Raw genomic sequence first — 12838 nt, 5'->3', positions numbered from 1 at the left:
CCCCGTACTTCCCCTTGCGGCCCCCCCCCCGCCCCGCGGGCCGGGGCGGGGGGGGCCCCCCCCCGGGGGGGCCCCCCCCCCTCGGCCCACCGGATCGGCGTCCCGGCGCCGCGCACACCCGGATCGCCTAGGCTCGACGCTATGCAGCGGATCATCGGTATCGAGGTCGAATACGGGATCTCCTCGCCTCACGACCCCACAGCGAACCCGATTCTCACCTCCACCCAGGCGGTGCTCGCCTACGCGGCCGCCGAGGGCGTGCCCCGCGCCAAGCGAACGCGGTGGGACTACGAGGTCGAATCTCCTCTTCGGGACGCCCGCGGCTTCGATCTGGGCCGGTTCAACGGCCCCGCCCCGGTCATCGACGCCGACGAGGTCGGCGCCGCCAACATGATCCTCACCAACGGGGCGCGGCTGTACGTCGACCACGCCCACCCCGAATACTCCGCTCCCGAAGTCGCCGACCCGCTCGACGCGGTGATCTGGGACAAGGCCGGCGAACGGGTGATGGAGGCCGCCGCGCGACACGCGTCGAGTGTGCCCGGCGCCCCACGGCTCCAGCTGTACAAGAACAACGTCGACGGCAAGGGCGCCTCCTACGGCACCCACGAGAACTACCTGATGGCACGGCAGACCCCGTTCACGTCGATCGTGGCGGGCCTGACCCCGTTCTTCGCCTCCCGGCAGGTGATCTGCGGATCGGGGCGGGTCGGGATCGGGCAGAACGGCGACGAGGCCGGATTCCAGCTATCCCAGCGCTCCGACTACATCGAGGTGGAAGTCGGCCTGGAGACGACCCTCAAGCGCGGCATCATCAACACCCGCGACGAACCCCACGCCGACGCCGACAAATACCGGCGCCTGCACGTCATCCTCGGCGACGCGAACCTCGCCGAGATGTCGACATACCTGAAGGTGGGCACCACGGCCCTGGTCCTCGATCTGATCGAGGCGGGCGTGGACCTGACCGACCTGCAACTCGCCCGCCCGGTCACCGCGGTGCACCACATCAGCCACGATCCGACGCTGCGCAAGACCGTCGCGCTGATTGACGGCCGGGAGCTGACCGGCCTGGCGTTGCAACGGATCTACCACGAACGGGCCGCGCGGTTCCACGACGGCACCGACGACAAGCGGGTCCTCGACATCCTCGAGAAGTGGGCGATGGTGCTCGACCTGCTCGAACGCGACCCGATGGAATGCGCGGACCTGCTGGACTGGCCGGCGAAGCTGCGGCTGCTCGAGGGGTTCCGGCAGCGGGAGAATCTGGCGTGGTCGGCGCCGCGGCTGCACATGGTGGACCTGCAGTATTCGGATGTGCGGCTCGACAAGGGTCTCTACAACCGGTTGGTGGCGCGGGGGTCGATGCAGCGTCTCGTCACCGAACAGCAGGTGCTCGACGCGGTGCACACCCCGCCGTCGGACACCCGGGCCTATTTCCGCGGCGAGTGCCTGCGCCGGTTCGGCGCCGACATCGCCGCCGCCAGCTGGGATTCGGTGATCTTCGATCTCGGTGGGGAATCGCTGGTGCGCATCCCCACCCTGGAACCGCTGCGCGGCAGCCGCGCGCACGTCGGGGAACTGCTCGACAACGCGCAGTCGGCGGCCGAACTGGTCGACCAGCTCACGCACTGAGCAGCGGCGACACCGGCGGCGGCGAACTTGCCTCGTCGTGTCGTCGCCCCGCAGCGGTGTGGCTCGGTAGGGTGGGGTTCTGAAGTAGCGGTGGCCTCACCGATCGTCGACCGGTGACGGGAATCGCACGGATACAGGAGGAGGTCGGCGGCTATGGCGCAAGAGCAGACCACACGCGGTGGCGGCGGAGACGACGACGAGGGCGTCGGCGACGGTGGTGCCGGTCAGGAACGCCGCGAAAAGCTGGCGTCGGAAACCGACGATCTTCTCGACGAGATCGACGATGTGCTCGAGGAGAACGCCGAGGACTTCGTCCGGGCGTATGTGCAGAAGGGTGGCCAGTGACAGCGGACCGGTCGTCGTTTCCTTCACGCGAGGTGCAGCCCCGGCTGCACCTCGCGTCACCTCTGTCGTCGTTTTCCGACCACCTGCGCATCCATGCGCCGGAACTGCTGCCGGAGAACCGGTTCCGATTCGAGGGCGGTGACCGGGTGGACATGGCACCGCACGGCACCACCATCGTCGCGCTCACGTTCGCCGGCGGGGTGCTCATCGCCGGGGATCGGCGCGCCACCATGGGCAACATGATCGCCTCCCGCGACGTGCAGAAGGTGTTCGTCACCGACTCGTACTCGGCGGCGGGCATCGCGGGCACCGCGGGCCTGGCGATCGAACTGGTCCGGCTGTTCGCGGTCGAACTCGAACACTACGAAAAGATCGAGGGCGTGCCGCTGACCTTCGACGGCAAGGCCAACCGGCTCTCGTCGATGGTGCGCGGCAATCTCGGCGCGGCGATGCAGGGCCTCGCGGTGGTGCCGCTGCTCGTCGGGTTCGATCTCGATGCCACCGACGCGGCGCGCGCCGGCCGGATCGTGTCGTACGACGTGGTCGGTGGCCGATACGAAGAACGCGCCGGGTACCACGCGGTGGGGTCCGGGTCGTTGTTCGCCCGCTCGTCGCTCAAGAAGTTGTACCGGGCGGATGCGGACGAAACGGCGGCGTTGCGTGCCGCGGTCGAAGCGTTGTACGACGCGGCCGACGACGACACCGCCACCGGTGGCCCGGACACCACCCGGGGCATCTATCCGACCGCGGTGGTGATCACCGCCGCCGGAGCGGTGGAGGTACCGGAGGAAACCCTGTCGACGCTCGCCCGCGGAATCGTGGCCGACCGCACCGCTGGAGGTGAGCAGTGACGCTTCCCTACTATGCATCCGCCGAGCAGATCATGCGCGATCGCTCGGAACTCGCGCGCAAAGGTATCGCCCGCGGGCGCAGCGTGATCGCGCTGACCTACGCCGACGGGGTGCTGTTCGTCGCGGAAAACCCGTCGAAGGCGCTGCACAAGGTCAGCGAACTGTACGACCGGCTGGGGTTCGCCGCGGTCGGCAAGTACAACGAGTTCGAAAGCCTGCGCCGGTCCGGCATCATGCACGCCGACATGCGCGGGTATTCCTACGACCGGCGCGACGTGACCGGGCGGGCCCTGGCCAACGCGTACGCGCAGACCCTCGGATCGATCTTCACCGACCAGCCGAAACCGTTCGAGGTGGAGATCTGCGTCGCCGAGGTCGGCCGCGCGGAGGGCGACGAGGCACCGCAGCTGTACCGGATCACCTACGACGGCTCGATCGTCGACGAACCGCAGTTCGTGGTGATGGGCGGCAACACCGAACCCATCCTCACCGCGCTGCGGTCGTCGTACAGCCCCGGCTTGTCGCTCGAGGACGCCGTGGGCGTCGCGGTGCGGGCTCTGCAGCAGCCGGTCGGCAACGACGCGACACCGCGAGCGCTGGGTCGCGGTGAACTCGAAGTGGCGGTACTCGAGAAGGCGCGGCCGCGCCGCGCGTTCCGCCGGATCTCCGGGGCTGCCCTCGAGGCACTGCTGCCGGCCGGCACCGGCAGCGCCGCACCGGACGCCGCCGCAGCGGGCGACACCGGCGAGACCGACAGCCCGGCCCCCGAGTCCGGTTCCACTCCCGGTCAGGGCACCGACTGATCCACCGGGGGCCGGTACACCAGCATCGCGGACGGTAACGCCCGGAAGTCGAAGACGGTGCCGTCGACGGGGGCTTCCCCGTCGACGGCCAACGCCACCGCGGGCCCGTCGACGCGCACCGACAGGGTGACGCTGTCGTACTGGCGGTACACCGACGACGCCCCCAGCGTCCCGGTCGCCGCAGCGTAGAGCAGGCGCACCCGCGACCAGCGCCGATCCGCGCACAGATACCGCACATCGAGGGTGCCGGAGTCCAGCGCCGCCCGCGACATCGGCACCTGGTCGCGGGGGGTGTACCGGCCGTTGCCGACGAACAGCAGCCACCAGGCGGTCGGGACGCCGCCGAGCGCACCCCGCATCGGTTCGGCGGTGCGCAGCACATCGATCATCGCCAATCCCGCCGCCGGCCACTTCCCGATGCGTGGTTCCCACCGTTCCCGCAGTCGCACCGCGTCGGGGTACCCGCCGATACTGGCGGTGTTCACGAACACGCGGGCGTCGGTGCCGCCCGCGCCGGTAACGGTGACCTCCCCGAGCCCGACGGCGGTGGCGTAGCCGTCGGTCACGGCCCGCATCGTGGCATCGATATCGGCGGCGCCGAGATCCCGCGCGAAGTGGTTGAGGGTGCCGCCGGGGAACACGGCCAGCGGCAACCGGTGCGTCCGCGCCGCCGCAGCGACGGTGGCGACGGTGCCGTCGCCCCCGCACACCCCGATTGCGGTGGGGCGGTCGGCGGTGACCAGGTCGTCGAGCTGAGTTGACAGGTCGGTGTCGGCGTCCGTGTCCAGCGTGACGTACCGGGCGTCGGGCAGTCCCCGGCGCAGCTGTTCGACGATCTCCTCGCTGCTGCCGGCACCCGGGTTGACCACCAGCATCAGACCGTCGCCGCCGCGCAGCGCGGGCGCCGCGACCTCGGTGCGGACCGCAGCGGGCTCGTCGTCGCGCACCGCCCACCAGCGCCGCGTCGACAACGCCACCGCCGCGCCGACCGCGGCCCCGACCAGCACGTCGCTGGGCCAGTGCACCCCGGTGTGCACGCGGGAGTACGCCACGGCGGCCGCGAGCGGGGCGAGCGCCGCCCCCGCGACCGGGGATTCGAGCGCGACGCCGGTCGCGAACGCCGCCGCGGACGCGGCATGCCCGGACGGGAACGACGAGGACCGGGGTGTCGGCACGATCCGGCGGGCGAGATGCGGCGCGGTGCGCGCCGGGGGACGGCGCCTGGGCATCAGCGGTTTGAGGACCCCGTTGGCGAGCGCACTGGCCGCGGCAACCGACAGCAGCCCCCGGACGGCGCCGCGCCGGGCACGGCCCCCGGCGGCACCGCACACCGCGGCACATCCGATCCACAGCACACTGTGGTTCGCGGCGCGTCCGAGATCCCGCAGGACCGGGTCCGCGTGGGAGGGGCGCAGCGCCCCGCTGCGGCGGAACAGGGCCCGGTCGGCGGTTCGTCGTCGCTCGCGAAGAGTCACACCTTGCACCGTAGATGTCGTTGCGACCCATGGTGGTCGGACCGTAGCGGTACTGTCGAAGTGTGCAGCGACGAATCATGGGTATCGAGACGGAATTCGGCGTCACGTGTACCTTTCACGGGCACCGCAGACTCAGTCCGGACGAGGTGGCCCGCTACCTGTTCCGCCGGGTCGTGTCCTGGGGGCGCAGCTCCAACGTGTTCCTGCGCAACGGAGCGCGGTTGTACCTCGACGTCGGGTCGCATCCGGAATACGCGACCGCCGAGTGCGACAACCTCCTCCAGCTCGTCGAACACGATCACGCCGGGGAGCGGGTGCTCGAAGAACTGCTCATCGACGCGGAGCAGCGGCTCGCGGAAGAGGGCATCGGCGGCGACATCTACCTGTTCAAGAACAACACCGATTCGGCGGGCAACTCCTACGGCTGCCACGAGAACTTCCTGGTCGCGCGCGTGGGGGAGTTCTCCCGGATCTCCGATGTGCTGCTGCCGTTCCTGGTGACCCGGCAGCTGATCTGCGGTGCCGGCAAGGTGCTGCAGACCCCGAAGGCCGCGACGTTCTGCCTGTCGCAGCGCGCCGAGCACATCTGGGAAGGCGTCTCCTCGGCGACGACCCGGTCCCGTCCCATCATCAACACCCGCGACGAACCGCACGCCGACGCCGAGAAGTACCGGCGGCTGCACGTGATCGTCGGCGACTCCAACATGTCCGAGACCACCACGATGCTCAAGGTGGGGTCGGCGGCGCTGGTGCTCGAAATGATCGAGGCGAGCGTGCCGTTCCGCGATTTCGCACTGGACAACCCCATTCGCGCGATCCGCGAGGTCAGCCACGACCTGACCGGGCGGCGACCGGTGCGGCTGGCGGGGGGCCGGCAGGCCAGCGCTCTGGACATCCAGCGCGAATACCACGCGCGGGCGGTGGAGTACCTCGACACCCGCACCCCGGACCCGTACGTCTCGCAGGTCGTGGACCTGTGGGGACGGGTGCTCGACGCCGTCGAATCGCAGGATTTCGCGAAGGTCGACACCGAGGTCGACTGGGTGATCAAGCGCAAACTGTTCCAGCGCTACCAGGACCGGTACGACATCGAGTTGTCCGACCCGAAGATCGCCCAGCTCGATCTGGCGTATCACGACATCAAACGCGGCCGCGGCGTGTTCGACCTGCTGCAACGTAAGGGGCTGGCGGCTCGCGCCACCGACGACGAGGCGGTGGAGGCGGCGGTCAACACTCCGCCGCAGACCACCCGCGCGAAACTGCGCGGCGACTTCATCGCCGCAGCGCAGGCCGCGGGCCGCGACTTCACCGTCGACTGGGTCCACCTCAAGCTCAACGATCAGGCGCAGCGCACCGTGTTGTGCAAGGACCCGTTCCGGGCCGTGGACGAACGGGTGGAGCGGCTCATCGCGTCGATGTGAGTGCCGGCCGTCACCGGCTGAGACGTTCCGGGGCGGTGCGCGGGCTGCGGGGCATTAGGGTTGGGCCGTGGCGATCTCGAAAGTCGAACGGCTGGTCAATCTGGTCATCGCGTTGCTGTCCACCCGGCAGTACCTCCCGGCGGAGAAGATCCGCACGTCGGTGGCCGGATACTCGGAATGCGCGAGCGACGAGGCGTTCAGCCGGATGTTCGAACGCGACAAGAACGAACTGCGGGATCTCGGGGTGCCGCTGGAAACGGGAATGCCGTCCCGGTTCTCCACCGTCGAGGGCTACCGCATCAACCGCGACGCCTACGAACTGCCCGACATCGACCTGACTCAGGAGGAAACCGCCGCGGTCGCGGTGGCATCCGCACTGTGGGAGTCGCCCGAACTGACGTCCGCGGCCCAGGGCGCGTTGCTGAAACTACGGGCAGCAGGGGTGCAGGTCGACGTCGATCCCGGGACGGTCGCCCCGATCCCGGCGCGCGCCCGCGGCTCGGAACCGGCCCTGCAGGAACTGCTCGCCGCGATCGATGCCGGGCGCGCCGTGCGATTCTCGCACCGCAGTTCTCCCACCGAACCGTGGACCGAACGCACCGTGGATCCGTGGGGTGTGGTGACCGTACACGGCCGCTGGTACCTGGTGGGCCACGACCGCGACCGGGATGCGCCGCGCACCTTCCGGCTCTCCCGCATCGGCGACGATGTCACCGCGACCGGCCCGGCCGGGGCGGTGCAGATCCCGGAGGGGGTGGACCTGCGGGCCCGGGTCCTGGCCGCCACCAGCCAGCGCGATGTTTCCGGCTCGGCTCGGGTGTGGGTGGCGGCGGGTAAGGCCTACGAGCTGCGCCGGCTCGGCGAGGAACTCGAGTCGCGGCAGATCGGGGGACGCGACGGCAGTGTGCTCGAGGTGCCGGTGCGGTCGTGGGAATGGATCGAACGGATCATCGCCGGTCAGGGCGCCGACGCGCTGGTACTGGAACCGGCAGAATTGCGGGCCGAGGTGCAACGCATCCTCGCCCGGGTGGTCGGCGACCCGGTCGCCGCGGAGGGGGACGACGAACGATGAGTGCACGACTGTCCAGCCGGTTGGCGCGGTTGCTGAACCTGGTGCCCTATTTCCAGGCGCACCCCGGGATCAGCGCAGCGGAGGCGGCCCGCGATCTGGGGGTGACCCCCAAGCAGATCATGGACGATCTGAACCAGTTGTGGGTGTGCGGACTGCCCGGGTACGGGCCCGGCGACCTGATCGACCTGTCGTTCTCCGAGGACAGCATCGCCGTGACGTTCACCGCGGGCATCGACCGTCCGCTGCGGCTGACCTCCACCGAGGCGACCGCCCTGCTCGTCGCGTTGCGGTCGCTGCTGGAGATGCCCGGCGTGGTGGAACCGGCGGCGGCGCAGTCGGCGATCGCGAAGATCGAGGCGGCGGCCGGCACCGCCGCGACGGCGAACTCCCCGGAAAGCACCGGTCCTGCGGTAACGGAGAATCCGGTCGCGGGACGGGTGCGGGACGCGGTGCGCCGCGGCCGGGCCCTGCACCTGACCTACTATTCGGCGTCGCGCGACACCGTCTCGGAACGGGTCGTCGACCCCATCCGCATCGTGCTCATCGACGAGCACACCTATCTGCAGGCGTGGTGCCGTACCGCCGAGGGCGTGCGGTTGTTCCGGTTCGACCGGATCGACGACGCGACCGTGCTGGACGAGGCGGCCCAGCCGCCGCAGCGGGCCCTGACCGGCGACGACCACCTCGAATTGTTCGAAGGTGACCCGGCGTTGCCCGCCGCTCGGCTGCGTCTGGAACCGGGATACACCTGGCTGCTCGATTACTATCCGCTCACCGACGTCGAGGTGTTCCCGGACGGCAGTTGCGAGGCGGTGTTGCGGTATGCGTCGCGGGACTGGATGGTGCGGTTGCTGGTGGGTCTCGGCAGCGGCGTGACGGTCCTCGCACCCGCCGACCTGGTCTCCGCGGTGCGGGCTCGGGCGGGCGAAGCCCTCGCCGCCTACGCCGCTCTGGACGCCGCGGAACCGCTCACCTGAATCGACGCGCAGGAAACGGTTGTGTGAACCCCGTGCAAACTCCCTGCGGATTCGCTTCGGCATGCGAATCAGCCAGGCCCTGGTCCGGTAGCATCGACACCAGCCGATTTGTGGAGGTTGTAAATGGGTGCAATGAGCCCGTGGCACTGGGCCATCGTCGCGTTGGTCGTCGTGATCCTGTTCGGGTCGAAGAAGCTTCCCGACGCCGCACGCGGCCTGGGTCGTTCGCTGCGCATCTTCAAGAGTGAAGTCAAGGAGATGCAGAACGACGATGCGCGTCCGGCCGGGACCCAGCAGCCGCTGCCGCCCGCGCCGACGCCGGCACCGCCGGTCGAGCCGACCGTCGTCCCGCCGCAGCAGCAGCAGAACGCCCCTCACAGCGAACCGCGGTCTCACTGACCGTGCTCTCCCCTCCGGGGCACCCACACGGGTGTCCCGGTTCCGCTGATGCCGACGGGCCCGGACTCCGAACCCCGGCGGCCATTGTCAGGAGCTGAGAACCGCACCGTGCGCATCCCGTTCGATCCCCGCCGCAGTCGGCGCAAGACCAACCCCGACGGCACCATGTCGCTGGTCGAGCATCTGTACGAACTGCGCACACGGCTGCTCATCGCGGTCGCTGCGGTGTTTCTCACCACCATCCTCGGATTCTTCTGGTACAGCCGCGGGGTGTTCGGGCTCGACAGCCTCGGCGAAATCCTGCGCGGCCCCTACTGTGAGCTGCCGCCGTCCGCGCGCGCCGACCTGAGCACCGACGGCGCCTGCCGACTGCTCGCAACCGGCCCGTTCGAACAGTTCATGTTGCGATTGAAGGTCGCGCTGACCGCGGGCATCGTGATGGCCTGCCCGGTGTGGCTCTACCAGCTGTGGGCGTTCGTCACCCCCGGCCTGTACAGCAAGGAACGGCGCTACGCGATCGGCTTCGTCGTCTCCGGCGCGGTGCTGTTCGTCTCCGGCGCGGTGCTGGCCTACCTGGTCGTCTCGCACGCCTTGTCGTTCCTGCTCACCATCGGTAACGATGTGCAGGTCACGGCCCTGTCGGGCTCCGAATACTTCGGGTTCATCATCAATCTGCTGGTGATCTTCGGAGTGTCCTTCGAGATCCCGCTGGTGGTCGTCGCGCTCAACGCGGTGGGCGTCCTGCCGTACGAGAAACTCAAGGCGTGGCGCCGCGGCCTGATCATGGCGATGTTCGTCTTCGCCGCGATCGCCACCCCCGGCCAGGACCCGTTCTCGATGATCGCCCTCGCGATGGCGTTGACGCTGCTGCTCGAAGTGGCCATCCAGATCTCCCGGATCACCGACCGGCGCCGCGCGCGCCGCCGCAAGGAGGAGGGCTGGGGCGACCTCGACGACGACGAGGGCTCCTCGATCCCCACCCCGGCACCCGTCGAACCCGCCGCGCCTACCCGCCCCGACTACTCCGACACCCTGTGAGCGAGCACCCCCACGCCCCGTCGGCCGCCCCTGAGGTGTCCGGCCCCCGCCTCACCGACTTCGCCGCCGACCTCGCCTTCCCGCTCGACCCGTTCCAGAAGGATGCGTGTCGTGCGCTCGAGGACGGGCACTCGGTGCTGGTGTGCGCCCCCACCGGCGCCGGAAAGACGGTGGTCGGTGAATTCGCGGTGTACCTGGCGTTGCAGGCCGGCACCAAATGCTTCTACACCACCCCGATCAAGGCGCTGAGCAACCAGAAGTACGCCGATCTGTGCGCCCGGCACGGCAAAGCGTCGGTGGGGTTGCTCACCGGCGACCAGTCCATCAACGCGGACGCGCCGGTGGTCGTGATGACCACCGAGGTGCTGCGCAACATGATCTACGCGTCGTCGTCCTCGCTGATCGGGTTGACGCACGTGGTGATGGACGAGGTGCATTTCCTCGCCGACCGGTTCCGCGGCGCCGTGTGGGAAGAGGTCATCCTGCATCTCCCCGAGGACGTGCGGTTGGCGAGCCTGTCCGCGACGGTCTCCAACGCCGAGGAGTTCGGTGAATGGATGACCACCGTGCGCGGCGACACCACCGTTGTCGTCGACGAGGTGCGGCCCATCCCGCTGCACCAGCACATGATGGTCGGTCCGCAGATCTACGACCTGTTCGACGCCCGCGCCGAACCGGCGGATTTGCCGCGGCGGGAACGTCGCCGCGGTGTGGTCGTCAACCCGGAACTGCTCGCCGCGGTGCGGCGCCGGCTCGCCGCCGACGGCGGGGACCGGTGGCAGGGCCGCGGCGGCCGCGGTTTCGGCAGCCGCAACCACCGGCCGTTGCCCCGGCCCGATGTGATCACCCGCCTGGACCGCGACGGGTTGCTGCCGGCGATCACCTTCGTGTTCAGCCGTGCCGGGTGTGACGCCGCGGTGCAGCAGTGCCTGCGATCGGGGTTGCATCTGACCACCGATCAGGAGGCCGCCGAGATCGGCCGGATCATCGACGAACACACCCGTGAATTGCCGCGCGCGGACCTGGAGGTACTCGGCTACAGCACCTGGCGCACCGCCCTCGAACGCGGTATCGCCGCCCACCACGCGGGCATGCTGCCGGCGTTCCGGCACACCGTCGAGCAGTTGTTCGTGCGCGGTCTGGTGCGGGCGGTGTTCGCCACCGAAACCCTCGCGCTGGGCATCAACATGCCGGCCCGCTCCGTGGTGCTCGAAAAGCTGGTCAAGTTCAACGGCGAAACCCACGCCGAACTGACCCCCGGCGAATACACCCAGCTCACCGGCCGGGCCGGACGTCGCGGCATCGACATCGAGGGGCACGCGGTGGTGCTATGGCAGCCGGGTGTGGAACCGGCCACCGTCGCCGGGCTCGCGTCGACCCGCACCTTCCCGCTGCGCAGTTCGTTCCGTCCGTCGTACAACATGGCGGTCAATCTCATCGACGCCGTCGGGGTGGACCGTTCCCGCGCCCTGCTGGAGATGTCGTTCGCCCAGTTCCAGGCGGACAAATCGGTGGTCGGACTGACCCGCGCGATCGAGCGCAACGAGGCGACGCTGGCGAAGCTGCGCGACGAACTGGGCGGCGCCGACAGCGAAATCCTCGACTACCTGACGCTGCGATCGGACCTGACCGCCGCCGAGCGCGAACACGAACGGCGTGGCCGGCAGGACCGCAGACAGGAGGCGGTGGCGTCGCTGGTGACGTTGCGGGCGGGCGACATCGTTGCGGTGCCGGCCGGCAAGCACTCCGGGCTGGCCGTCGTCGTCGTGGCCGATCAGGACGCCGTGGACCCGCGGCCGCAGGTCGTCACCCCGGACGGATGGTCCGGGCGGTTGTCGGCGGGAGATTTCCCCTCACCGGCGCAGGTACTCGGGCGACTTCGGCTGCCGCGGCATGTCGACCATCGCACCGGTCGCGGCCGCCGCGACATCGCCTCGGCGTTGCGGTCGAAGGGGTACTCGGCGCCGCGACGACCGAAACGCGGCAAGAGCAAAGCGCACAGCCGGGAGATCGACACGTTGCGGCGCCGGTTGCGCAGCCACCCGGCGCACGACCGTCCCGACCTCGACTCGCTGGCGCGGGTAGGGGAGCGGTACCACCGGTTGCTGCGGGAAACGCAGCAGCAACGGCGCCGCGCCGAGGCCACCACCGATTCGCTGGCCCGTACCTTCGAGCGGATCGTGGCGTTGCTGACCGAACGCGGATACCTCACCGGGGGTGACGATCCGGAGACCACCGACGCCGGTGACCGGCTGGCGCGGGTGTACGCCGAGGCGGATCTTCTGGTCGCGGAGTGCCTGCGGCACCGGATCTGGGCGGGCCTGTCCCCGGCCGAGTTGGCGGCGGTGGCGTCGTCGGTGATCTACGAGTCACGCACCGACGATGTGATCAGCGTGCGCGGCCCGACCGGGCCGATCCGCACGGCACTCGTGGACACGATCCGGATGTGCGACACGTTGCGCGCCGACGAGGTGCGACATCGGTTGCCGCCCACCCGCGAACCCGATCTGGGCTTCGTGACCGCCGCGTTCACCTGGGCCAATTCCGGTTCGCTCACCGATGCGCTGATCGCGGCCGACACTGCGGGCCGCGAGCTGTCTCCCGGCGATTTCGTGCGGTGGTGCCGGCAGTTGATCGACCTGCTCGACCAGGTGCGGACCTGCGCGGACGACCCGGAACTGGCGCGCACGGCCGGTCGGGCCGTCGGGGCGATCCGGCGCGGTGTGGTGGCCATCGATCCGGCGGCGGAGTGAGCAGCGGCGGGGTGACCCTCCGGGGACACGACCGGACCGGAAGGTGTGGTTTGATACGCGCTGCCGTAC

General features: G+C 69.9%; 11 protein-coding genes. 10 read left to right on the top strand and 1 reads right to left on the bottom strand.

Annotated elements, in window-relative coordinates; all coding sequences use genetic code 11:
* The first annotated feature begins 141 nt into the window (after positions 1-141).
* The 4 genes from dop (at position 142) to prcA (ending at position 3634) form a co-directional block, all read left to right on the top strand.
* Entirely contained in the window at positions 142-1635 is a 1494-nt protein-coding gene (dop, locus tag ACFWBU_RS10990; RefSeq protein ID WP_378528261.1) for a depupylase/deamidase Dop, read from the top strand.
* Between the two features lie 153 nt (positions 1636-1788).
* Complete coding sequence (locus ACFWBU_RS10985; RefSeq protein WP_296549362.1) at positions 1789-1980, top strand: ubiquitin-like protein Pup; 192 nt, start codon at positions 1789-1791, stop codon at positions 1978-1980.
* Positions 1977-2831, top strand: coding sequence for a proteasome subunit beta (prcB, locus tag ACFWBU_RS10980; protein WP_378528260.1), 855 nt, complete (start codon positions 1977-1979; stop codon positions 2829-2831). The genes ACFWBU_RS10985 and prcB overlap by 4 nt, the downstream gene beginning before the upstream one ends.
* Entirely contained in the window at positions 2828-3634 is an 807-nt protein-coding gene (gene prcA / locus ACFWBU_RS10975) for a proteasome subunit alpha (protein ID WP_378528259.1), read from the top strand. Before prcB ends, prcA begins: the two co-directional genes overlap by 4 nt.
* On the opposite strand, the gene ACFWBU_RS10970 is transcribed toward prcA, so the two are convergent.
* On the bottom strand, positions 3619-5109 hold the full coding sequence (locus ACFWBU_RS10970; protein WP_378528258.1) for a bifunctional phosphatase PAP2/diacylglycerol kinase family protein: 1491 nt from the start codon (positions 5107-5109) through the stop codon (positions 3619-3621). The two genes, prcA and ACFWBU_RS10970, sit on opposite strands and share 16 nt — an antisense overlap.
* Before the next feature lie 62 nt (positions 5110-5171).
* On the opposite strand from ACFWBU_RS10970, the gene pafA reads away from it, so the two are divergent.
* The 6 genes from pafA to ACFWBU_RS10940 all read left to right on the top strand — a co-directional run bounded on the left by pafA (position 5172) and on the right by ACFWBU_RS10940 (position 12769).
* Complete coding sequence (gene pafA / locus ACFWBU_RS10965; RefSeq protein WP_378528257.1) at positions 5172-6530, top strand: Pup--protein ligase; 1359 nt, start codon at positions 5172-5174, stop codon at positions 6528-6530.
* A gap of 67 nt (positions 6531-6597) precedes the next feature.
* The gene (locus ACFWBU_RS10960) at positions 6598-7602 is read left to right on the top strand and encodes a helix-turn-helix transcriptional regulator (protein ID WP_378528256.1); all 1005 of its coding nucleotides are present in this window, start codon (positions 6598-6600) and stop codon (positions 7600-7602) included.
* The gene (locus ACFWBU_RS10955) at positions 7599-8579 is read left to right on the top strand and encodes a helix-turn-helix transcriptional regulator (protein ID WP_378528255.1); all 981 of its coding nucleotides are present in this window, start codon (positions 7599-7601) and stop codon (positions 8577-8579) included. Before ACFWBU_RS10960 ends, ACFWBU_RS10955 begins: the two co-directional genes overlap by 4 nt.
* Positions 8580-8702: 123 nt before the next feature.
* Positions 8703-8978 carry a Sec-independent protein translocase subunit TatA gene (gene tatA / locus ACFWBU_RS10950; protein ID WP_378528254.1) on the top strand — a complete coding sequence of 92 codons (276 nt, stop codon included), beginning with the start codon at positions 8703-8705 and terminating at the stop codon, positions 8976-8978.
* Between the two features lie 108 nt (positions 8979-9086).
* Positions 9087-10016 (top strand): twin-arginine translocase subunit TatC, encoded by a 930-nt coding sequence (gene tatC, locus ACFWBU_RS10945; protein WP_378528253.1) that lies wholly within the window; start codon positions 9087-9089, stop codon positions 10014-10016.
* Entirely contained in the window at positions 10013-12769 is a 2757-nt protein-coding gene (locus ACFWBU_RS10940) for a DEAD/DEAH box helicase (RefSeq protein ID WP_378528252.1), read from the top strand. Before tatC ends, ACFWBU_RS10940 begins: the two co-directional genes overlap by 4 nt.
* Positions 12770-12838: the final 69 nt, after the last annotated feature.

It is taken from the genome of Rhodococcus sp. NPDC060084, from assembly GCF_042730335.1.
GTDB lineage: Bacteria > Actinomycetota > Actinomycetes > Mycobacteriales > Mycobacteriaceae > Rhodococcus.
The sequence above is the reverse complement of the archived record's forward strand: the minus strand, read 5'-3'. Positions and strand labels throughout refer to the sequence as shown.